Source organism: Microbacterium sp. CFBP 8794 (assembly GCF_014841235.1).
GTDB lineage: Bacteria > Actinomycetota > Actinomycetes > Actinomycetales > Microbacteriaceae > Microbacterium.
In genome coordinates this window covers 704117-725952 of the sequence record NZ_JACYTT010000002.1, presented here as the reverse complement: position 1 = coordinate 725952, position 21836 = coordinate 704117, and the positions used below count along the sequence as shown (strand labels likewise).

Sequence of the window (21836 nt, the reverse complement as noted above, 5' to 3'; positions counted from 1 at the left end):
GCCGGTTCGGCCGGCATCCAGGGGCGCCCCGATAGAATCGAGGGGTGAGCACACCTGTCGTCCAACTGCCCGTTCCCCGTATCCCGGGTCGACGCGGGCGGCTCCAGGATATCCCCGTACAGGGAAAGAAGAAGGTGCTGCTGGCGGCGCCGCGCGGTTATTGCGCGGGCGTCGACCGCGCGGTCATCGCCGTCGAGAAGGCCCTGGAGCGCTATGGCGCGCCCGTGTACGTGCGCAAGCAGATCGTGCACAACATCCACGTGGTCACCGAGCTCGAGAAGAAGGGGGCGATCTTCGTCGAAGAGGTCGACGAGGTTCCCCCGGGGTCGCACGTCGTCTTCAGCGCGCACGGGGTGTCGCCCGCCGTCGTGTCGGCGGCATCCGATCGGGGTCTGCAGGCGATCGATGCGACCTGCCCCCTCGTGACCAAGGTGCACCGCGAGGCCGTGCGCTTCGCGCGCGACGACTTCGAGATCCTGCTGATCGGCCATGAAGGCCACGAAGAGGTCGAGGGTACCGCGGGCGAGGCCCCCGAGCACGTGACGGTGGTCAACTCTCCCGAGCACGCCGATGCCATCGAGGTGCGTGACCCGTCGAAGGTCGTCTGGCTCTCGCAGACCACGCTGTCGGTCGACGAGACGATGGAGACCGTGCGGCGCCTGCGCGAGCGCTTCCCGCAGCTGCAGGACCCGCCCTCGGACGACATCTGCTACGCCACCCAGAACCGTCAGGTCGCGATCAAGAAGGTCGCCGTCGGCGCCGATCTGGTCATCGTCGTGGGGTCGGCCAACTCCTCGAACAGCGTGCGTCTGGTCGAGGTCGCCCTCGAGTACGGCGCCAAGGCCGCCTATCGCGTCGACTACATCGACGAGGTGAAGCAGGAGTGGCTCGACGGTGTCGAGACCGTCGGCGTCACCAGCGGTGCCTCGGTGCCCGAGGTGCTCGTGAGCGAGGTGCTCGAAGAGCTCGCCCGCGCCGGCTACCGCGATGTCGAAGAGGTGCGCACCGCCGAGGAGGACTTGATCTTCTCGCTCCCCAAGGAACTGCGACAGGATGCCAGCGGCAAGCGCGACAGCCGCGCGCTCGGCGGCCGGAGCAGCGCGTGAGCGACGGCGCAGAACGGTCGACCGCCCCGGGCGATGATGCGCGCGCGAGCGACGTCGACGCGCGCCCCCGCCCGCAGTACGGCGAGTACGCGACGCCGGAGGAACAGCGCGCGCGCATCCAGCGTCCCGAGGTGACCGAGGCGCTCGAGGCCGGGGTCGCACCGCAGCCCGAACCCGTCGCGCCGGTGGCCGAGAAGGCGACCCCGCCGGCCGGCGCCGGGCGCGTGGGCCTGCGCGGGCCGCTCTGGGACCGCATCCTCACGGGCGGTCTGCTCGCGTACGGACTGGTGTCGACGGTGTCGACGATCGTGCAGCTGCTCGATTTCCCCACGTACGCCGAGACCGCCGCCAAGATCCTCGGAGTAGACGCGAGCTACACCAACCTGTCGGCCGGATACCTCTGGGGCGCGGCGGCCGCCTTCGTCTACGGCATCGGCTGGCTGCTCACCGCGGTGCTCACCTGGCGCCGCCTGCGGCGCGGGCGCGTCGCGTTCTGGATCCCGCTCGCGGGCTTCGTCGTGACGGCGCTGCTGGCCGGCCTCTGCGTGACGCTGGCCCTGGTCGGTGACCAGCAGTTCATGACGGCGATCATCGGCAGCGTTCCGAACTGAACCGTCCGGCCCGGTATCCCGTGTTCCCCGTGAACGAAGAGAGGGGACCGGCGTGGTGCGAGATGAACACGCGCAGCTGACGGCGTTGTACGACGCTCACGCCGTGCCCGTGTGGCGGTACGTGGTCAGCCTCACCGGCGATCACGCCGGCGCGGACGACGTCGTGCAAGAGACGCTGCTGCGCGCGTGGCGGACGCCGCGCGTGATGAACGACGAGCCCGCGACCCTTCGTTCGTGGATGTACACCGTGGCGCGCAACATCGTGATCGACGAAGCGCGCAGCGCGCGGCGCCGGCACGAGCTGCCGGTCGACGAACTGCCCGAGACGGTGCGCGACGACGACACGGATGCCATGTTCGATGCGCTCCTCGTCGAGGAGGCGCTCGCCACCCTCACCCCCGACCACCGTGCGGTCATCGTGAGCGCCTATTACGGGGGTCGTAGCGTCGCGCAGGCGGCCGAAGAACTCGGCATCCCGGCCGGAACGGTGAAGTCGCGACTGCATTACGCGGTGCGAGCGCTGAGGCTCGCGCTGCAGGAAAGAGGGGTGACCCGATGAGCGTCGATCATGAACGTCTGTCGATGTGGGACGGCGCCTACGTGCTCGGGGCGTTGAACGCTCCCGACCGAGCCGAGTTCGAAGCGCACCTGTCCGATTGCGCCGAGTGCCGTGCCGCAGTCGCCGACCTCGCGCCCACCGCCGGACTGCTCTCACGCGTGTCCGCCGATCGCGCCCGCGCGGTCGGTGCGACGACAGGACCGGTGCCGATCGCGGCGCCGGACCCGTCGCTGCGGGGCCGGGTGGTCGAGGCGGCGCGGCGTCGACGCGCGCGGCGGGCCACGGCCTGGACGCTCGCGGCGTCGATCGCCCTCATCGCGGTCGCCGTGCCGGCGGGAATCGCGGTGACGAACGCCGTCAGCTCGTCGTCGGGCGCGGTCTACGCCCTCGACGACGTCGCGGGGGCGCCCATCGAAGCCTCGGTCAAGCTCACGTCGGTGCCGTGGGGCACCCGCATCGACCTGGTGTGCGAGTACACCGGGCAGGTCCTCGACGCGCCTCCGGGTGGCTGGCCCTACGCGCTCGCGATCACCGATGAGACAGGTGCGACGAGCGTGCTGTCGACCTGGCGGGCCGGCCCCGGGGCGACGACCGAGTTGAGTGCGGGCACCGATCTGGCGGCCTCGAGCATCGGCTCGGTCGAGATCCGCACCGTCGAGGGCGACCGCGTGATCATGCGGCGCGACTTCGCGACGCCCTGACGCGCGGCGCCACCTCGGCGGGTCGGCGCGGCGATCGGGACGGCCGTAGCATCGTCGCATGCCCCGTCTCGTCGCCGTCTGCGCCGTTCACAGCCTGCACCCGGATGCCGGGTCGATCGGCGTCACCGCGATCGACAAGCGCCCGCTCGACGGGGCGGTGCGCGTCGGCAAGCTCGGCGTCCGCGCCGACGTGCAGGCGAGCCGCAAGCACCACGGCGGCCCCGACAAGGCGGTGTACGCCTACGCGCAGGACGACGCCGAGTTCTGGGAGGGGCAACTCGACCGTGAGCTGCCCGCCGGCTGGTTCGGCGAGAACCTGCGCGTCGAGGGGCTCGACGTCAACGGCGCCCGTATCGGCGAGGTGTGGCGCATCGGCGACACCGTCGAGGTCGAGGTGACGATGCCCCGCACCCCCTGCGCGACGTTCGCGCGCTGGGTCGGAGGCGCGGCGGCGCGCGGGTGGGTGAAGCGGTTCTCCGACGAGGGGCGCCTCGGCGCGTACCTGCGGGTGCGACGCGCGGGGGAGGTGCGGGCGGGGGATGCCATCGAGATCGTGTCCTCGCCCGAGGGCGCGCCGACGGTGCTGGAGGTGTACCGGAGCTGAGCAGTGGTGATAACGCCGGTCCAGCAGGGTGGGATTCAGGTTCTCCGCTGCAGATCGCCGAAGCGTGCGCATACGTTTGCCGCATAAGACGGCGGGGTGGTGTCGAGGCCCACGATTCACGAGACCGCCGGTCATCTCCGCTGCCCAAGGTAGCCAACTGGAGGATCAATGTTTCGACCAATGCGCTGGCTCGTCGTGCTTCTCGGATCCCTTCTAACGGGGGTAGCTCTGACGGGTGCATTTCCCGTATCTATAGCAGGAGGAATCGATGCAGCGTCGGCTCCCGATTTCAGAAGTGATGGGATGCTCTCCGGTGCCGATGGCGACGACATGCCGCGCGCCGCAACTGAGGGGCTTGCGCTTCTCGAGCGCTCGGAACTCTTGCGCCCCATTCAGGCATACGAATGGGACTCCCGCCGGGGCGTCCTTCTTCTGCATGTCCCGAGCGGAGAGCCCGTCGATGTTGGCACGGTCGCGACCATTCTCGCCGAAACGAAATGGCAAATCGTGGAGGATCGTTTCTCAGCCGAACGGCTGAGATCAGCAGCGGACCAGGTGGCTCGGGCGCAAAGAATCAACGGCGTTAACGTCTCGTGGGCCGGGGCCAAGATTGACGGTTCTGGGTTGCGAGTCGCTCTGCTCTCCGAGTCGGGAGCGGTCGACGAGAAAGCTGTTCGCGCTCGAATTGCCTCGATCGTCGGGGACGCGTTCCCGGTGGACATATCTTACGAAAGCCGTTCTGCTCTTCTCGCTGACCGTCAGTACCACACTCAACCATTCATTGGTGGCGCGCTCATATCTACTCGAAATGGGGGGTATCTCAGCACCTGTTCATCCGGATTTTCCGTCGTTCAGGACGGTGTCCCGACGAGTAGGACCGCAATGTTGACCGCAGATCACTGCGGTACTGCGGGGACGGAATGGAAATCTGGAAAGTACACCGATAGTCCCTACTATGGCACCGGCCAGGCCACCTCGGCCGGTGGGGCGGACATCCGGATGCTTACGGGAGACGTGCTCTTCTACGGTGCGAACTTCGTTGGTTCACCCACATCCAACTCGGCGGTGTGGATGAAAGGATATAGCGTGCCGCTTGTGGGACAGTCTGTTTGCATGAACGGATCGCAATCTGGAACTGTATGCAGTAACACCATCACAGACGGACCGGTTTCGCTGAATGCTGCAGATTCCTCGGGCACTAACCACACGTATGCGAATTCATATCGATCAGTTCAAATCTTTAATCAGCCTGCAGCCGGAAATGGAGACAGTGGTGGGCCGGTGCTTCGGGTGGTCGACAACAAGCCATACGCGACAGGCATCATCAGTGCAATCCAGGACGGTGCAAATGATTGCACAGGAAACCCGTCCACTCCGTCTCGTAAGTGCAGCGCTGTCGTATGGACCGCTGGTCTGAATGCTTTCCTTGGAAGCAATCTTAGCTGGCGGGTACTGACTGGCTGAGTGACCGACGTTCATCGGGAAGCGACGAACGCCCCGGCTCCGGCCGGGGCGTTCGATAATTGTGTGATCGGGGTCAGCTCTTCGACTGGCCGTACGAGCCGAGCTGCTTCGTGGCCCCGACCGCGCGAACGGCCACGCGCGGGGGAGGTGCGGGCGGGGGATGCCATCGAGGTCGTGTCCTCGCCCGAGGGTGCGCCGACGGTGCTCGAGGTGTACCGGAGCTGAGACGCCGGGTCTCGGCATCCGGTCGCCCGAGGCGGGGTGCGCGCACAACGGCGGGGCGTTTCGACGACACGCCGTTCGCCGCGGCGTGAGATCGGCATGTCGCCGGGCCGAGCCGCCGTCCTGCACGGCGGGCGCGCGTTGCGGGTCAGGTTCGGGCCGTGGCATCCGGAAACGACGAACGCCCCGGCCGAGGCCGGGGCGTTCGCGGTGATGCGGGTGGGTCAGCTCTTCGACTGGCCGTACGAGCCGAGCTGCTTCGTGGCCTCGACCACGCGGACGGCCATGGCCGACTCGGCGACCTTGCCCCAGGCGCGGGGGTCGTACTGCTTCTTGTTTCCGACCTCGCCGTCGAGCTTGAGCACGCCCTCGTAGTTCGAGAACATGTAGCCCGCGATCGAGCGCGTGAAGGCGTACTGGGTGTCGGTGTCGATGTTCATCTTCACGACGCCGTTGGCCACCGCGAGGGCGATCTCTTCATCGGTCGAGCCGCTGCCGCCGTGGAAGACGAGGTCGAGGGGCTTGGGGCCGGTGCCGAACTTGGCGGCGATGCCCTCCTGGATCTCGCCGAGCAGCTCGGGACGGAGCTTGACGCCACCGGGCTTGTACACGCCGTGCACGTTGCCGAAGGTGAGGGCCGAGATGTACCGACCGTTCTCGCCGAGGCCGAGACGCTCGACGGCCTTCGTGACGTCGGCCACGGTGGTGTAGAGCGCGTCGTTCGAGCCCTCGTGCTGCACGCCGTCTTCTTCGCCGCCGACGACGCCGACCTCGATCTCGAGGATGGCGTTGATGGCCTTCATGCGGGGGAGGAGCTCGGCCGCGATGTCGATGTTCTCATCGAGGGGAACGGCCGAGCCGTCCCACATGTGCGACTGGAAGATGGGGTTGCGACCGGCCTTGACCTCTTCTTCGGAGGCTTCGAGCAGCGGCAGGACGAAGCCGGGAAGGGCGTCCTTCGGGCAGTGGTCGGTGTGCAGGGCCACCGTGATGGGGTAGTTCTTCGCCACCTCGGTGACGTAGCGGGCGAAGGCGAGGGCGCCGGTGGCGCGGGCCTTGACCGTGTGGCCGGCGAAGTAGTCGGCACCACCGGTGGTGACCTGGATGATGCCGTCGGAGCCGGCCTCGGTCAGGCCCTGGAGCACCGAGTTGATGGTCTGCGAGCTCGAGACGTTGATCGCGGGGTACGCGAAGCTGCCGGCCTTGGCGCGGTCGAGCATGTCGGCGTACTGCTCAGGGGAAGCGACGGGCATGGAGGTGCTCCTTGATGTTGTCGGGACACCGTCAGCCTAGCGAAGGCGCCGGATCGTGACGGTGCGACCTCGGTAGGAACGGTGCACTTCTGCCCATTCGTTAAGAAGAGCGATTCCTTCGCCGTGGCGTCGGTCAAATCCCGGGATTGTCGCGCTCCCGGTGGATACAGTGGCCACATGGTGAGCCTGACTGCCGACATGAGCCCGTTGCATCCCGACCGAAACCTGGCTCTCGAGTTGGTGAGGGCGACGGAAGCGGCATCCATCCGCGCCGTTCCCTTCATCGGTCGCGGCGACAAAGAGGCCGCCGACGGCGCCGCGGTCGACGCGATGCGCGCCTTCTTCAGCACCGTCGACTTCGACGGCACGATCGTCATCGGTGAGGGCGAGAAGGACAACGCCCCCATGCTCTACAACGGGGAGCGCGTCGGCAGCGGCCGCGGCCCCCGCTGCGACGTGGCCGTGGACCCGATCGACGGCACCTCGCTGACCGCCGCCGGTCGCCAGAACGCCCTGTCGGTCATCGCGGTCTCGGATCACGGCACGATGCTCGACGCCTCGACCGTGTTCTACATGGACAAGCTCGTCACCGGTCCCGCGGGCGTCGGTGTCGTCGACATCCGCCTGCCGATCGGCGAGAACATCCGTCTGCTGGCCAAGGCGCTCGGCAAGCCCGTCGACGAGATCGTCGTGTCGGTGCTGAACCGCCCCCGCCACGAGAAGCTCATCGCCGACATCCGCGAAGCCGGAGCCGGTACCCGCCTGATGAGCGACGGCGACGTCGCCGGCGGCATCAACGCGGCCCGCCACAACGCCCGCACCGACATGTGCGTCGGCATCGGCGGCAGCCCCGAGGGCATCGTGACGGCGTGCGCGATCAAGGCGCTCGGCGGTCACATCCAGGGCATTCTGACCCCGGGCAACGACGACGAGAAGCAGAAGGGCCGCGATGCCGGACTGCAGGTCGACGGCGAGGTCTACGAGGCCGATGGTCTGGTGAAGGGCAAGAACACGATCTTCGTCGCCACCGGCGTGACCGATGGTCAGCTCGTCGCGGGCGTCCGCCGCGAGGGGGACTTCCTCTACACCGAGAGTGTCGTGCTGCGCGGCGCGTCGGGAACTCTGCGTCGCATCACGTCGGAGCACCTCACGTCGAAGTGGCTCTGACCCCTTAGGGGAGGAGCCGCGGCTTCGGGGCGTGCAGTCTCACCCCGACGGGCCGTGCAGGCCGCCCCGGCACGCCGCGCTCAGCGGATGCGCACCTACAGCCGGGCGTGTCGTGACGCAAGCGTGACCGGTGTCGGAGAGGCTGTCTGGCAGAATCGTCAGCAGTGTCAACGGCGACGCTGTGACTTCCGAGACCCGAAGGGGGATCGTCCATGGCAGCAGCTCCGACGAATTCGACCGCACCTCAGACAGGTGCGCACGCGGTGGTGGCCAGCGCGGTGGACCCCGCACGTCGCCCCGATGTCCTGCTTCGCGTTCGCCGCGACGAGGGGCACGAGATCAGCGCCTGGTGGATGGTCGGCGCCTTCGTGGGCGTCTCGGCTGCGGTGATCAGCCTGCTCAGCTGGGTTCCGGGCGGCTCCTGAGCCCGAGGCCCGGCGGGTCTCAGTCGTGACGATCCTCGGACAATCCGGCGCGTTCGCGCACGCCCCCCAGATCGGCCGAAACCACGACGCCGGTCGGTGACCCGAGGGACTCCGCTTCGTGCGGATCGGCCGTGCCGTCGGTCGTCGTCGTGATGTCGTCGAGCTCGATCATCTCGGGCGCCGTCCACCGACGCGGGGTCGCGTCGAGCGCGGCGGGTGCGGCGACGGCGTCGAGCTTGGTCTCGTCGATACCCGGGAACTTGCGGGCCGTCACCAGAACGCGTGACTCGAGCGAGCCCGCGAACCTGTTGTAACTGTCGACGGTCTTCTCGATCGCTCGACGAAGGTCGTTGGCGTGCCCGGCCAGAACGCCGACCCGCTCGTACAGCTCGGTGCCGAGAGCGAAGAGAGTGCGTGCCTCGTCGGAGACGTCTTGCTGCGTCCATGTGAACGCGACGGTCTTGAGCACCGCCCACAGGTTGACGGGGGACGCGAGCGCCACGCGCCGCGTGAACGCGTAGTCGAGCAGCGCCGGGTCTTCGTCGAGGGCCGAGGCGAGCAGCGATTCGCTCGGAAGGAAGCAGATGACGAATTCGGGGCTCGAGGCGAGACCGGCCCAGTAGGTCTTCTTCGCGAGCGCATCGACGTGCGCCCGCACCGCCTTGGCATGGCGCGACAGCAGGCTCGCCCGGCGCGTGCCCTCGTCGCCCTGAGCGGTGACCGCGATGGCGCTGGCCTGCAGGTACGCCTCGAGGGGGACCTTGGCGTCGACCGCCAGCGCCTTTCCCCCGGGGAGGCGCACCACCATGTCGGGGCGACCGGCGCCGGCGTCGCTGGACACCGCCGCCTGCAGATCGAAGTCGACGTACCGCGTGAGGCCCGCGGCCTCGACCACGCGCCGCAGCTGGGTCTCGCCCCATACGCCTCGGGTCGTTCCCGAGCGCATCGCAGAGGCCAAGGATTCGGTGGTCGCGCGCAAGGCTTCGTCGGCCTCTCGCGAGAGTCTCAGCTGCTCGCCGAGCGCGGAATACTGCTCGACGCGGTCGCGCTCGAGGCCGTCGACCTTGCGCTGCATCGCGTCGAGGGTCTCGCGCACGGGATCGAGTGCCCGCAGCACCGTCTGCTCGCGCCGCTCCCGCTCTTCGCGCGCGGCCTGGTCGGAGCGGGACTGTCCGACGAGCTCGCGGTACAACGCGACCTGGTGATCGAGCTGCGCCTGCAGACCGGAGCGGGCGGTCTCGGCCGCCGCCACGCGGGCGCCGAGCGCCTGCTGCTCGACCGCACCCCGCGCCGCTGCGCGCGCCGAGGCGACGACCCACCCGCCGGCTACGCCGAGGGCGAGCGCGAGGATCACGAGAACGAGGGCGATGGCATCCATGGGGTCAGCATGCAGCAGACCTCCGACATCGCCCGAGAGACGGGCCGGGAGGTCAGGCGACGGCGCGTTCGGCGGACTCGACGGGGATGCGCGAGATGCGCACGCCCAGGTGCGAGGCCAGGGCCTGCACGTCGTCGGCCCCCGCCCGGCGGGCGCAGTCGATCGTGATCTCGGCGCACGCGACCGCGTCGGCCAGGGCGTCGTGGTGCGCGAACGGCGAGCAGCCCGCCTCGGCGGCCACCAGCGGAAGACGGTACGAGTCGAGCGTGTAGGTCTTGCGCGACATCTGCACGCTGCACAAGTAGCGGTACGGCGGGCACTCGTCGCCGGTGGCGGCGCAGGCACGGCGCAGCACCGACATGTCGAACCCGGCGTTGTGGGCCACGAGCACGTCGGCCCCGGCGAAGGCGGTGAGGCGGGCGAGCTGGCTGCTCCAGTCGGCGGCGTGTGCGACGTCGGCGGCCTGGATGCCGTGGATGCCCACGTTGATCGGCGCGAAGTGGTCGTGTCCGCTCGGGGGCTTGATCAGCCACGCCGCGGTCGCGACGACCCGTCCGTTGCGCACCCGGGCGAGCCCCACGGCGCACGCGGAGGCGCCGCTGGAGTTCGCCGTCTCGAAGTCGATCGCGGTGAAATCCAAAGCCACGGGACCACCTTCACCGCCGGTCGACCTCCACGGGGGGAGGCGCGCCGGGAACCCCGCGTGTCGCCGGGACCGACGCCGCAACGACGCCCACGGTGGTGTCGGAGGGTCGGCGTAGGGTCGGGGCATGACCGATCGCGAGAAGTCGACGTCGTTCGGACAGGCGGCCTCCGCCTACGAATCCGGGCGTCCCGAGTACCCGTCCGACGCCGTGGCGTGGATGCTCGAGCCCGCGCGCGAACCGGGTCGTGCGCTGCGCGTCGCCGACGTGGGCGCCGGAACGGGCAAGCTCACCCGGACGATCGTGGAGCACGGTGCCGACGTGGTGGCGGTCGATCCGGATGCCGAAATGCTCGCGACCCTGCGGCACAACGTCGGCGGGGTGCCCACGTTCGCCGGGACGGCCGAGGCCCTGCCTCTTCCCGACGGGGCCCTCGACGCCGTGGTCATGGGGCAGGCCTGGCACTGGGTCGACCCCGAAGAAGGGTCTCGCGAGATCGGCCGCGTGCTGCGCCGCGGGGGAGTGCTCGGCCTCGTCTGGAACATTCGCGACGAGAGCGTCGACTGGGTGCGTCGGTTGACCTCCGCCATGGGCGGGTCGAACGCCGAGGTCCTGCTCGCGACGACCGGACCCCGAGTGGCCGTGCCGTTCGGCGAGCTCGAGCATCACGAGTGGCGCTGGGAGCGCACGATCACCCTTGCGCGGCTGCGCGACCTCGTTCTCTCGCGCAGCGACATCATCACCGCCGACCCCGAGAAGCGCGCGCGTATCGACGCCGCGGTCGACGAGGTGGTGGCATCCGTTCCCGAACTCGCCGCCGGCGGCTCAGTCGCGCTGCCGTACGTCACCCACGCGTTCCGCGCGCGGCGGCCCTGATCGCTCGTGCACGGCGCAAGCGCCGGTCGTGAGGAGACGGCCTTGAGACGGGCGGCGCGCGCCCGCGTGGCGCAGTGCGGCGCCGTGCGATCCGTCGCGGACGGGTAATCTGGACTCCCGTGGCTCTTACCATCGGAATCGTCGGCCTTCCCAACGTCGGAAAGTCGACCCTCTTCAACGCTCTGACCAAGAACTCGGTGCTCGCCGCGAACTACCCGTTCGCGACCATCGAGCCCAACGTCGGGGTCGTCAACCTTCCCGATGTGCGACTGCAGCAGCTCGCCGACGTCTTCGGCAGCGAGCGCCTCGTGCCCGCCGCGGTGTCGTTCGTCGACATCGCCGGCATCGTGCGCGGCGCGAGCGAGGGCGAGGGGCTCGGCAACCAGTTCCTCGCGAACATCCGGGAAGCGGATGCCATCGCCCAGGTCGTCCGCGGATTCGCCGACGACGACGTGGTCCACGTCGACGGTGAGGTGAACCCCGCCGGTGACATGGAGACCATCAACGCCGAGCTCGCGCTCGCCGACCTCCAGACCCTCGAGAAGGCCATCACGCGCTACGAGAAAGAGGTCAAGGGCAAGAAGCTCGACCCCTCGGTGCTCGACGCGGCCAAGGCGGCCGAAGACGCGCTTCAGCGCGGGGTGCTGCTCTCGGCATCCAAGATCGACCTCAGCCCCATCCGCGAACTGGGACTGCTGACGGCGAAGCCCTTCATCTTCGTCTTCAACGTCGACGAGGCCGTGCTCACCGACCCGGCGCGCAAGGACGAGCTGGCCGCCCTGGTCGCCCCGGCGAAGGCCGTGTTCCTCGACGCCAAGATCGAGTCCGAGCTGATCGACCTCGACCCCGAGGACGCCGCGGAGCTGCTGGCCTCGACCGGTCAGGACGAGTCGGGTCTCGACCAGCTCGCGCGTATCGGCTTCGACACCCTCGGCCTGCAGACCTACCTCACCGCGGGTCCGAAAGAGGCCCGTGCCTGGACGATCCCGCAGGGCGCGAAGGCGCCGCAGGCGGCGGGTGTCATCCACACCGACTTCGAGAAGGGCTTCATCAAGGCCGAGGTCATCTCGTTCGCCGACCTCGTCGAGCTCGGCTCGGTCGCCGAGGCCCGCGCGAAGGGCAAGGCGCGTCTCGAGGGCAAGGATTATGTGATGCAGGACGGCGACGTGGTGGAGTTCCGCTTCAACAACTGAGGCCTTTAGCAGACTTCGAATACGCGAGGTCCGGTCCGGTCAGATAATCTCCGGCATAATCTGCTCATAGGTGTTTTAGTCGGGAGGCGCCGGGTGGAGGAGCGATGGAAGTTCAGTCGTTGACGGAACAATTATTGTTCATCACCGTGAGGATCACGACGCTCACCGAAGATGGTCGAGCCGGAAGCGGAACAGGTTTCCTCCTTTCAGAAGATGACCCCCAGGGTGGAACGTCGCTGCTGGTCGTGACCAATAAGCATGTGGTCGCCGGGGCCGCGACGGTGAGGATGCATTTCCTGGCGGCAGCTGGCGATTCCCCAGAGCTCGGACAAGAGCGAGTTCTGGTTTCCAAGTCGCAGCAATTCGTGGGTCATCCGGACCCTGAGATTGACATCGCGATGATCGGGGTCGGTGGTGCGCTCGACAAGCTAGCTGAGACTGGGATGCCTGCGTTTTTCCGGTCTGTTTCAACCTCAATGTGCGCAACCAGCGAAGCTCTGCGGGATTTCGAGCCGATCGAGCCGGTCACATTCATCGGCTATCCGAATGGCCTCTATGACTCCACATCGTTGTTGCCTATCGTGCGACAAGGCCATGCCGCGACTGCGATGGACGTGGATTACGAGGGGAAGCCCACGTTTCTCATTGATGCCTCTGTCTTCCCTGGCTCCAGTGGTAGTCCTGTGTTTCTCGTCCCCCGACCATCTGCCCCGGATAAATATGGCAACGTCACGATTGGAGGCCCGGCGCGACCACCTCTGTTGTTGGGTGTCGTCGCGGCGGTGCACCAGCGGCAGGTCCCGGTCCTTCAAACGAACGCCAGCGGCGGCGTCCCGTTTGTATACGATCTGATTGATCTCGGCGTTGTGTACAAGGCTCGCTCGATTCATGCTCTAGCAAGCCAACTCATTTCGGGGGGCGTCCTCGCCCCATGACCCGCAGAGGACGACCGGGGTGGGGCGTCTATGCGCGCCCGTCGTGGGCAACTTCGGGCATGCGCAACCAAGAGGTCGTCTGCAACGGGACCTGGTGGAGTTCCGCTTCAACAACTGAGGAGACCCCGAGCGTGGCCTCGCGTCGGGGTGGTGCACAACTCCCGCAATACCGAACCGGACGTGCCGCGTAGCGGCCGACGGACGCGATTCTGCAGGAGCCGTGATCTGCTCGCTGTCAGCGTGGATGTGGGCCGCGTATGGAGCGTGCGCCGTCGTTTTTGTGATGGTCAGCGAAGCTGCTGTGACCGTCGCACGGGTCGCGTGGACCCGTCTGTGTAGGCTGTCGACGACCCAGGGGGGGACACATGACCATCGAGGTCGACACGTCTGTCGTTCGAGGGGGCGCCGAGGCATCTGGAGAGCTCGCGTCCGACGTCAATCGCGCGCTGGAGTACTTCGACTCCCATATCGACAAGTCGCAGTCGTGGGTGGCCGGCGAATTGATGAACTGGCTCCTCGCCGAGCACAGCTCATTTGCCGCGAGTGTCGAGTCGGGGCTGCTGCGCTCGAAATCGCTGATGGCCGCCACTCAGGGCGCGTTGAACGACGTCGCTCAGCGCTTCGACGAGAACGAGTACGACGCTCAGGTCACTGTCCGCGATCTGTTCGGAGACCTCGACCCGACGGCGGTGACGACGCCGATCGACGCGGACACGGCTCGTCAGAGCCTCGCGTTCGACTCTCCCGTCGGCGCTCTCGTGGCACCCGAATCGTCCTTGGCCGACCCGGCATTTCAGGTCGTGTGGGGCATCCTCACCTGGCCCGACTATCTTTCGCTGTCCTTCTTGACTCGTAAGCTCATCAATGGCGCTATTCAGCTGGTTCAGCCGGGATGGACTGGCGGCCAGGATGTCTTCGAGTTCCTCGCGCAGAAGCTCAGCGGTGATTGGGACAAGGTTGCACTCGCGGGCAGCGCCTTCGGTCACGTAGGGGAGTTCTTCGACGAACTCGCCGGGACTGTTCACAACCTCGCCGTGGGGGTTTTCGCCTCCTGGACGAGCGGGGAAGGTGCGGACCAGGCGGGCGAGTACTTCGCCGAGCTCGTGGCTGCGTTCGCGGCCCAGCCCGATGTGTACAGCGACCTCGAGACGAAGTACACCAACGCCGCGTGGGCCGCCTACGGGGCATGTCAGGCCATGCTCTCGGCGCTCGACGCGCTCGTCGATGCGATCATCGCCGCGGCGATGGGAGTGTCTTCGGTCGCTGAGGCGGTCGCCGCGCTCTTCACCCTCGGGGGAATGGCGCCCGCCGCCATCGTCACAGCGGTCATCGCTGCGGTGCAGGCGTTCTCTTCGGCCTGGGGCGTGATGATGACCGCGACGTCGACGGCCATCGCGGCCGGAGCGGTCATCGGCTCCGCAACCACCACCATCGAGTTCGTTTCGATCCCGGAGGCCTGACATGGACCGACCCGACGTGTCCGCTGCGCTGTTGCGCACCACGGGTGACGACTTCGCCCTGAACCTGAAGACGAGGCTCTTGGAACTCGCCGCCACGACGGACGACGAGGCTTACGCCAGCCGCTTGCGCCTCGTCGCGAGCGGAAAGCGACCGCTGCGTACCTTGCTGGCGGACCCACAGTGGCGCGAGGCTTTCGGGTCTCAGATGCAGGTTCTCGCGGAGCCGCCGGCGCTCGATGAGCAGCAACGCCGGGCACTCGACGACGCTGTGGACAGGGCGCGGCAACAAGCGGCACCCGTGTCGGAGGAGCAGGCGGCGTCCGACGCCGCCGATGTCATGCGTCGGGCGACCCTCGCGGCGGACTCCATTCGCGAGGAGGAGCTCAACGGCTGGACCTACGTGCACGACTCAGACGGTGGGAGCGACGCATCCGCTGAGGAGGATCGATGACCTCCGACGCGACCGTGGTCGTGCGGTACGACGAGGCCGACAGAACGGCCGTCGAGCAGACCCTCCGCAAGCTCGTGCGCACGCAGGGCACCCTGATGCTGATCCTCGGGACGTTGCTCGGAGTACTGGTGCTGGTGCCGTTCATCGCCGCGGCGCGTGCCGGCGTCGACGTCTCCTTCTTCCTCGTCGTGGGTGCGCTCCTCGTCGTTCCCCTCGTGCTGATCGTGCTGGGAGCACGGCAGCTGCGGCGGCGTCCGCGCCTGCCCGAGGTCGCCGTCACGATCACCCCCACCTCCGTGTTGTTTCCGGCCATCGAGCGGCCGTCGGCGCTGGCGCCTCGCCTTCGTGCGGAGGAGTGGCCGCGAGAGGGGACGAGCGTCGAGGTGTTCCGTGCGTCCGGTCTACAGAAGGCGCGCGTCGAGTTCACCCTTCACGACGGAGGCAAGCGACGTCGCCGTTCGATCGCGGCCGACTCCCTCGATGTCGATGCCCGTGTCATCGAGGACGCGCTCAGAGGGCCGCATACTGCCTAGACACGCGCCGCCCTGTGCTCGGGGTTCGTCGGGGCCGCCAGGCTCGACGCAGCTAGCAATCCAAGAGCCAACGGCTGGACCCCATCAGTAGTGGTAGTGGGTCTGAAGAATCGTCACGCGCGTGTCGCTCACGATGTACACGAGTCGGTTGGCCCCGTCGATACGACGTGACCAGGCGCCGGCAAGAGCGTGCTTCAGCACTTCGGGCTTGCCGATGCCCTCGAACGGGTTGTCGCTCGGGATGTCGTCGATGAGCTGGTCGATGCGGCGAAGCGTCGTGCGGTCTTGGCACGGCCAGGAGAGTTGGTCCTCCCAGCCCTCCCAGTCCAGGCGAACGTGCGGGCGGTCACGGCTCGATCGGGTCGTGCTCCTCGACGTCGCCCGAGCGTGCGCTGGCGAGGGCGTCGAACAGACGGCGAGCCTTATCGGGGGAGCGGAGGACGTAGCTCGTCTCGAGAAGGGAGTCGTACTCGTCTTTCGACATGAGTACCGCGGAGCCCCGCTTCGAGGTGATCTCGATTTCGCAGTGGTCCAGGTTGACGCGCTCGATCAGACCGAACAGATCGCGTCGAACCTCGCTCGTGGTGATCGCCATGGCTCCCTCCAAAGTCGTCCGGGGTCCAGAAGTCAGGCAGGGATCACCGGGAGGCTGGTCGACGGCGCCACCTCGCACAGCCCCGACCCGGGAGCCCAGCGCCAACGGACGCCCAGCCCGTCCGTGTACTCGAGCTGTACGACGGACCGGTCGCCGGCCACGGTGAACGGATCGAGGACATCGTCGACGCGGACGGGAAGGGGAATGCGCGTCCACTGGGGGCGACCGTTGTCGAGACCCTGCTGCACGAAGAACTTCCCCGGCGGGAGGATGTTCATGTGGATGGTGTGGCTCGCGCCTCCTCGGCTGGTGACCTGAACGTCGACGTCGTGGAACACCGCCGAGGTCGGGCTCTGGTTGGAGACGACCACCACGTACCGACGTCGAGTCTCCTCGCGATCGGCTGCCCACCAAGCGGCCACACTGCCGGCCAGCGCTCGCCGCTCCTTGTTGCGGTCGATCTCGTCGCGCGTGCGTTCGCGATTCTCCGACGCCTCAGAGGCGTTCTTCGCGTCGAGGCGGGTCTGTTCGGCGGTTCTGTTCGCCGCGAGCGCGTGCCGCAGTGCGAAGATGCTGAGCCCGGCGCCGAGAGCGGAAGCGATCGCCGCAACCCAGTCGGCCAACGTGCCCCATTCGATGTCAAAGACGTTCACGCGACGAACGTATCGATGCAAGGTCCGGGCACGACCCCGATGGTGTGCATATTGGTCATCGCGCCGTGCGACTTCATCCGTTCGCACGAGCGGAAGTGGTCGATCGGCCTCCCTCGACAGGTCGGCGCCCTGTCGAATGCGGCTCGACGCCGCATGGGTCATCTGCCGGCCCTTCACACCGCGCGGGTGCACGATCCGGATTCTTACCCCGGATGCCGGAAGCCCCGGCCCCTCAGCCCAGGTCGCCCGGGTGGGTCAGCCGCCACCAGAGCGTGGGCTCCTCGATGGTGCCGGAGATCTTCACGTCGGCGCTCGCCGTGTTCGGGCCGGCGGTCCAGGTGACGGTGCCGACGACCTCGCCGTCGGCGTAGCTGCGCGGAGCGACGGTGACGAGCGAGGCGGCGACGGGGGTGTCCGACCAGGTGCGCAATGCGGCGTTCTTCGCGAGCACGATGGTGGCCGTGGACCCCCACGGCGTGGTGATCGTGCCGACCTCATCGCCCAACCGGCCGACGGAGACATCGTGGAACCCGTCTTCGATGCTCTGCAGCAGCGCGCGCACGTCGGCGTCGGTGCTGTCGTGCGTGGCCCCGCCCATGCGCACTCCCGTGATCTTCAACGGTCCACTGACGCCCACGTCGAGGGTCGACGTGAACAGCAGGTTGAACAGGCCGTCGCCGAGGTTGCCGGTCTTCAGCCCGTTGACGCCGAGCGTTCCGAGCAGGTCGTTGGTGTTCGTGACCGTTCCCGGACCGACGACGCTGATCGAGCGGGTGGCGGTGAGGGTCGCGATCACCGGATCGGCGGCGGCGAGGCGGCCCAGGGCGACGAGGTCACCGGGCGTGCTGCTGTTGCGTTCGTCGACGCCCGTGGCATCCACGATCCGGGTGTCGTTCAGCCCTTTCGCGCTCAGCCACGACCGGGCCGCCTGCACGAAAGCGCCCTCCGAGCCGAAGCCCCAGCGGGCCAGGGCGACGGCGTAGTTGCTCGCGGACGGCAGCAGCATCGTCGCCATCGCGTCGCGCTGCGACATCGACGTGCCATCGGGCATACGGGCGATCGTGACGCCCTGCACGTAGAACTGGTCGTAGAGATCGGTGTCGGCCTCGGTGAACGAGATGGTCGGTCCGGGGTCATTCGGCCCGTCGAGCGGGTGCGCATCGAGCACGACCATCGCCGTGATGAGCTTCGTCACGCTCGCGAGGGGCCGCGGATCGTTGCCGCCCGACGAGGCGAAGGCGCCGGCGGCATCGGGCCCGAGGTAGTCCTCTCCGCCCGCCACGCTCACGAGCATGGCCCCCTCGGCGGGGAGGGCGATCGTCGCGGGCGCGCCGGGCGCGACGGCCGATGCCTCCGAGGTGACGGTCGGTGCGGGAAGGGCGGCGGAGGACGCCCACCACACGTATCCGCCGCCGCCGGCGAGCACCATCAGAACCACGACGAGGAAGGTGACCAGGGCGATGCGACCGCCCCGTCCACTCCCGCGCTGCGCGCCGGGCGACTCGTCGAGAAGGCCGACGAGGTCGTCGAGCGTTCCCGGGCCGGACGACGCGCTCACGGCGCAACCTGGATCGACGGGATGAGGCGAGGGTCAGGGCGCACGCTTCGAACCTAACCCGGTCGGCTTGCTCAGGTCGCGACGAATTTCAAGCCCCCCGAGCCCGAAAGGACGGCGATCTACCGTGATGGCAACGGGAATTACCCGCATACCTAACGGGAGGAGCCGACATGGGACTCGACGACAAGATCAAGAACGCCGCAGAGGACATCACCGGCAAGGCCAAGGAAGCTTTCGGTAAGGCGACCGACAACGAGCGCCTCGAAGCCGAGGGTCAGGCCGATCAGAGCAAGGCCAACGTCAAGAAGGCCGGCGAAAACGTCAAGGACGCCTTCAAGTAAGTCGTCCTCCCCGAATGCCCCGGTCCCGCGCGGATCGGGGCATTCGTCGTTCCGCGGTGCGCGAGCCGACGCGGTGGGCCGGGATAATGGCGGGATGACCGATGCCGCTCCCACCGAGACCCCCACCGTCGTCTCGGGCACCCCCGTCGTCCTGCGCGCCCACGGCTATGAGGCCGCGATCGCCAGCGTCGGCGCCTCGCTGCGCTCCCTCACCCACGAGGGGCGCGATCTCGTCGTGCCGTTCGACGCCGACGAGTTGCGTCCCGCCTATCGCGGGACGACTCTCGCCCCGTGGCCGAACCGGATCGTCGACGGAATTCATCGCTTCGGAGGAGCCGAGCACCAGCTCGCCCTCACCGAACCCGATCGCGGTCACGCCCTGCACGGCCTGTTGTCGTGGGTCAGCTGGAACGTCTCGGATGCCACTGCCGACGCCGTCACGCTGACGGCGGCCGTGCCGGCGCAGGCCGGGTACCCGTGGTGGCTCGTCGTCTCGACCACCTACCGCCTCGGCGCCGACGGCCTGACCCAGACCGTGCGTGCCACGAACCTCGCCGACACCCCGGCGCCGTGGGGGACCGGTCCCCACCCCTACCTCGTCGCCGGCTCCGCGCCGCTGGACGCCTGGACCCTGGGACTGCCGGCCGACACCGTGCTCGAGGTGACGCCGGACCGACTCGCACCCGTGGCGCTGGCATCCGTCACCGTCGATGCCGAACGCTTCGACTTCCGCGCGCCCCGCGTGCTCGGCGCGGTCGAGATCGACCACGCCTACACCGACCTGGTGCGGGATGCCGGTTCACGGGCGACGGTGACCCTCACCGATCCGTCGGGCACGGGAGTGGCCATGAGCTGGGACGCCGCGTGCGCCTGGGTGCAGATCCACACCGCCGACCTGCCCGCCGGCCCCGGAACGCCCGGGCACCGCGCGGGACTCGCAGTGGAGCCCATGACCTGCGCGCCCGACGCGTTCAACGACGACGCCTACGACTTCGACACCGGGGTGGTCGCCCTCGCCCCGGGAGCGTCGCACGAGGCGAGCTGGACGATCTCGGCGCTCTGACGCACGACCGCCCCGTCGCGGAAGCGGCGGGGCGGTTCGTTTTCTGCGAGCGTCAGACGACCTGGGCTCCGCACATTCCGCAGTCGCCGCCGACCGACACCTCGACGAAGCAGTCGGGGCACATCGTGCGCACGGGCCGGTCGGTGATCGGCGTGGGCTTGGAGCTGGGCGTGCGGCGTTCGGCACGAGGAGCGGCCGCGCGGGTGCGCTTCAGCTCGACGGGCGCCGGGGGCGGGGGAGCAGCGGCCGGCGTGTGCTCCTCGCAGTAGAAGCGGACGAATCCGTCGTGGTGCTTGGGGTGGCGGTGCTTGACGGCCCACAGCTCGGTGCGCTCGTACAGGCGGCCGTCGGTTCCACAGGCGACGCAGCGGGTGGCGTCGCCGGGGACGACGTCGGCGACGAGGACAGGGGCGTCGAAGCGGATGGCATCCCGCCAGTCCTGCGACGAAACGATCTTCATGGGGGACCCTTCTTTCGGCGGTTCGGGCCGCCTCACCCTCAACGGTACGCTCCTCCCCACCCGACCGGCGACGGGATTCGTGCGCAGAAGGGGTGGACACCGCCTGCGGCCCCCCGGATAGGTTGGAGACAATTCCCCCGCGTCGGTCTTTCGGCGCCTGTCGAAGGAGAAGCATGGAACTCGCCGCATTGGGAGCCGTCGGAGTCATCGTCGCCATCGTCGTGGTGGTGGCGGTCGTCGTCCTCCTGGTCCTCTCGCTCATCATCCGCGGCTGGTACCGCGTCGCCAAGGCCGACGAAGCCCTGGTCATCGTCGGTAAGCGCCAGAAGAGCTCTGACGGCAACTCGTCGCGCATCACCGTCATCACCGGCGGTGGCGCGATCGTCAACCCGCTCACCCAGCGCGGCGAGATGATCTCGCTCCGTGCCCGCCAGATCAAGATGGAGCCCACGGCGCAGTCGTCGACGGGCGTTACCGTGAACGTCAGCGGTGTCGCGCTGGTGAAGATCGGCTCCGACCCCGAATCCGTGCGTCGTGCGGCCGAGCGCTTCGCCTCGCAGGACAAGGCGATCGAGCAGTTCACCACCGAGCAGCTCGAGGGTGCGCTGCGCGGAGTGGTCGCGACCCTGACCGTCGAAGAGCTCATGCGGGACCGCCAGCGGCTGTCGGACCAGATCGCCGAAGGCATCAAGCAGGACCTCTCGTCGCAGGGGCTCATCCTCGACTCGTTCCAGATCCAGGGCATCACCGACCTGAACGGCTACATCTCGGCGCTCGGTGCCACCGAGGTCGAGCGCGTCAAGCGCGAGGCCGAGGTCGCCCGCATCAACGCCGTGCGCGAGATCCGTGCGCGCCAGATCGCCACCGACGAGGCCAACCTGATCGAGCAGACCGCGCTCGACAAGAACAGCGCCGCGGCCAAGGCCGAGGTCGGCCGTGCCAACGCCGAGGCCGAGCAGGCCGAGGCCCTCGCGCGCGCCGAACGCCGCCAGGCCGTGCTCGAGCAGGAGGCGCAGAATACCGAGGCGCGCCTGGAGTCCGAGGTCAACCGCGTCGCCGACGCCGACCTGTACCAGCGTCAGAAGAACGCCGACGCCGACTCGTACGCGCAGATCAAGGCCGCCCAGGCTCGCGCGCAGATCGCCGAGCAAGAGGCTGCGGCCGTGCGGGTGCGCGCCGAGGCCGACGCGCAGTCGGTGCGCCTGGCCGGTGAGGCCCGCGCCGAGGCGATCCGCGCCGAGGCCGAGGCTCTGGCGCACAACCAGGAGGCTCTGCTCGCGCAGCGTGCCCTCGAGGCGCTCGTGCCCATGATGACCGAGTTCGCCAAGGGCTTCGATCGCGTCGGCTCCATAACGGTGCTCGGCGGAGAGGGGGCCAGCGGACACCTCGCCGCGGAATCGGCGACGGGCCTGCGCTCGTCGTTCGAGGCCGTGCGGGCGGCGACCGGCATCGACCTGACGCAGATCATCCAGGGCCGTGCGCTGGCCGACGCGTTCGCGACCGCGCAGCACCCGGCCACCGCTGCGGCGGCTCCCGCCCCGGCGACCACGCCCACGGCCCCCGAGCCCGGGGCCTGAGCGTTCC

At 68.5% G+C, this 21836-nt stretch carries 25 protein-coding genes; 17 read left to right on the top strand and 8 right to left on the bottom strand.

The window, feature by feature from the left end; genetic code table 11:
• Positions 1-44 precede the first annotated feature (44 nt).
• From IFU19_RS07285 to IFU19_RS07260, 6 genes are all read left to right on the top strand, one after another.
• Positions 45-1106, top strand: a complete 1062-nt coding sequence (locus IFU19_RS07285) for a 4-hydroxy-3-methylbut-2-enyl diphosphate reductase (RefSeq protein WP_181015947.1) — start codon at positions 45-47, stop codon at positions 1104-1106.
• Positions 1103-1717 carry a DUF6264 family protein gene (locus IFU19_RS07280; RefSeq protein WP_055939544.1) on the top strand — a complete coding sequence of 205 codons (615 nt, stop codon included), beginning with the start codon at positions 1103-1105 and terminating at the stop codon, positions 1715-1717. The genes IFU19_RS07285 and IFU19_RS07280 overlap by 4 nt, the downstream gene beginning before the upstream one ends.
• Positions 1718-1769: 52 nt before the next feature.
• Positions 1770-2276, top strand: coding sequence for a sigma-70 family RNA polymerase sigma factor (locus IFU19_RS07275; protein ID WP_192013319.1), 507 nt, complete (start codon positions 1770-1772; stop codon positions 2274-2276).
• Entirely contained in the window at positions 2273-2977 is a 705-nt protein-coding gene (locus tag IFU19_RS07270) for a zf-HC2 domain-containing protein (RefSeq protein WP_055836097.1), read from the top strand. The genes IFU19_RS07275 and IFU19_RS07270 overlap by 4 nt, the downstream gene beginning before the upstream one ends.
• Before the next feature lie 58 nt (positions 2978-3035).
• Complete coding sequence (locus IFU19_RS07265) at positions 3036-3581, top strand: MOSC domain-containing protein (protein WP_192013318.1); 546 nt, start codon at positions 3036-3038, stop codon at positions 3579-3581.
• 303 nt (positions 3582-3884) lie between these two features.
• On the top strand, positions 3885-5045 hold the full coding sequence (locus IFU19_RS07260; protein WP_192013317.1) for a hypothetical protein: 1161 nt from the start codon (positions 3885-3887) through the stop codon (positions 5043-5045).
• A 446-nt stretch (positions 5046-5491) separates the two neighbouring features.
• Here the strand turns inward: IFU19_RS07260 and fbaA are convergent, their stop codons facing one another.
• Entirely contained in the window at positions 5492-6520 is a 1029-nt protein-coding gene (fbaA, locus tag IFU19_RS07255) for a class II fructose-bisphosphate aldolase (protein WP_055939551.1), read from the bottom strand.
• Between the two features lie 177 nt (positions 6521-6697).
• On the opposite strand from fbaA, the gene glpX reads away from it, so the two are divergent.
• Positions 6698-7687: a class II fructose-bisphosphatase gene (gene glpX, locus IFU19_RS07250; protein ID WP_055836106.1), complete on the top strand. Its 990-nt coding sequence runs from the start codon at positions 6698-6700 to the stop codon at positions 7685-7687.
• Positions 7688-7899: 212 nt separating this feature from the next.
• The gene (locus IFU19_RS07245; protein WP_055836109.1) at positions 7900-8112 is read left to right on the top strand and encodes a hypothetical protein; all 213 of its coding nucleotides are present in this window, start codon (positions 7900-7902) and stop codon (positions 8110-8112) included.
• A 19-nt stretch (positions 8113-8131) separates the two neighbouring features.
• Here the strand turns inward: IFU19_RS07245 and IFU19_RS07240 are convergent, their stop codons facing one another.
• Both IFU19_RS07240 and IFU19_RS07235 read right to left on the bottom strand, forming a co-directional pair.
• Positions 8132-9490 carry a DNA recombination protein RmuC gene (locus tag IFU19_RS07240; protein ID WP_192013316.1) on the bottom strand — a complete coding sequence of 453 codons (1359 nt, stop codon included), beginning with the start codon at positions 9488-9490 and terminating at the stop codon, positions 8132-8134.
• Between the two features lie 52 nt (positions 9491-9542).
• Positions 9543-10136, bottom strand: coding sequence for a 3'-5' exonuclease (locus tag IFU19_RS07235; RefSeq protein WP_055836117.1), 594 nt, complete (start codon positions 10134-10136; stop codon positions 9543-9545).
• Between the two features lie 124 nt (positions 10137-10260).
• Here IFU19_RS07235 and IFU19_RS07230 point away from each other — a divergent pair, with 124 nt between their 5' ends.
• From IFU19_RS07230 to IFU19_RS07205, 6 genes are all read left to right on the top strand, one after another.
• Positions 10261-11010, top strand: coding sequence for a class I SAM-dependent methyltransferase (locus tag IFU19_RS07230; RefSeq protein ID WP_192013315.1), 750 nt, complete (start codon positions 10261-10263; stop codon positions 11008-11010).
• A 119-nt stretch (positions 11011-11129) separates the two neighbouring features.
• Entirely contained in the window at positions 11130-12203 is a 1074-nt protein-coding gene (gene ychF / locus IFU19_RS07225; protein ID WP_055939562.1) for a redox-regulated ATPase YchF, read from the top strand.
• Positions 12204-12307: 104 nt separating this feature from the next.
• Positions 12308-13138 (top strand): trypsin-like serine peptidase, encoded by an 831-nt coding sequence (locus IFU19_RS07220; protein WP_192013314.1) that lies wholly within the window; start codon positions 12308-12310, stop codon positions 13136-13138.
• A gap of 365 nt (positions 13139-13503) precedes the next feature.
• Positions 13504-14598 (top strand): hypothetical protein, encoded by a 1095-nt coding sequence (locus IFU19_RS07215; RefSeq protein WP_192013313.1) that lies wholly within the window; start codon positions 13504-13506, stop codon positions 14596-14598.
• 1 nt (position 14599) lies between these two features.
• Positions 14600-15049: a hypothetical protein gene (locus tag IFU19_RS07210; protein WP_191914846.1), complete on the top strand. Its 450-nt coding sequence runs from the start codon at positions 14600-14602 to the stop codon at positions 15047-15049.
• The gene (locus IFU19_RS07205; protein WP_055939571.1) at positions 15046-15582 is read left to right on the top strand and encodes a hypothetical protein; all 537 of its coding nucleotides are present in this window, start codon (positions 15046-15048) and stop codon (positions 15580-15582) included. The genes IFU19_RS07210 and IFU19_RS07205 overlap by 4 nt, the downstream gene beginning before the upstream one ends.
• A gap of 84 nt (positions 15583-15666) precedes the next feature.
• Here IFU19_RS07205 and IFU19_RS07200 read toward each other — a convergent pair whose 3' ends face one another.
• The 4 genes from IFU19_RS07200 to IFU19_RS07185 form a co-directional block, all read right to left on the bottom strand.
• The gene (locus IFU19_RS07200) at positions 15667-15846 is read right to left on the bottom strand and encodes a Txe/YoeB family addiction module toxin (protein WP_441004770.1); all 180 of its coding nucleotides are present in this window, start codon (positions 15844-15846) and stop codon (positions 15667-15669) included.
• 82 nt (positions 15847-15928) lie between these two features.
• Positions 15929-16177 carry a type II toxin-antitoxin system Phd/YefM family antitoxin gene (locus IFU19_RS07195; protein WP_192013312.1) on the bottom strand — a complete coding sequence of 83 codons (249 nt, stop codon included), beginning with the start codon at positions 16175-16177 and terminating at the stop codon, positions 15929-15931.
• Positions 16178-16209: 32 nt separating this feature from the next.
• The gene (locus IFU19_RS07190; protein WP_192013311.1) at positions 16210-17022 is read right to left on the bottom strand and encodes a hypothetical protein; all 813 of its coding nucleotides are present in this window, start codon (positions 17020-17022) and stop codon (positions 16210-16212) included.
• A gap of 40 nt (positions 17023-17062) precedes the next feature.
• Entirely contained in the window at positions 17063-18388 is a 1326-nt protein-coding gene (locus IFU19_RS07185) for a D-alanyl-D-alanine carboxypeptidase (protein ID WP_342343385.1), read from the bottom strand.
• Positions 18389-18558: 170 nt separating this feature from the next.
• On the opposite strand from IFU19_RS07185, the gene IFU19_RS07180 reads away from it, so the two are divergent.
• Together IFU19_RS07180 and IFU19_RS07175 are read left to right on the top strand one after the other, a co-directional pair.
• Positions 18559-18729, top strand: a complete 171-nt coding sequence (locus IFU19_RS07180; RefSeq protein ID WP_055836137.1) for a CsbD family protein — start codon at positions 18559-18561, stop codon at positions 18727-18729.
• Between the two features lie 94 nt (positions 18730-18823).
• Entirely contained in the window at positions 18824-19792 is a 969-nt protein-coding gene (locus IFU19_RS07175; RefSeq protein WP_192013310.1) for an aldose 1-epimerase family protein, read from the top strand.
• A 52-nt stretch (positions 19793-19844) separates the two neighbouring features.
• Here IFU19_RS07175 and IFU19_RS07170 read toward each other — a convergent pair whose 3' ends face one another.
• Complete coding sequence (locus tag IFU19_RS07170; RefSeq protein WP_055836143.1) at positions 19845-20252, bottom strand: hypothetical protein; 408 nt, start codon at positions 20250-20252, stop codon at positions 19845-19847.
• Between the two features lie 173 nt (positions 20253-20425).
• Between IFU19_RS07170 and IFU19_RS07165 the strand changes: the two genes are divergently transcribed.
• Positions 20426-21829 (top strand): flotillin family protein, encoded by a 1404-nt coding sequence (locus IFU19_RS07165; RefSeq protein ID WP_192013309.1) that lies wholly within the window; start codon positions 20426-20428, stop codon positions 21827-21829.
• The last annotated feature ends 7 nt before the right edge of the window (positions 21830-21836 follow it).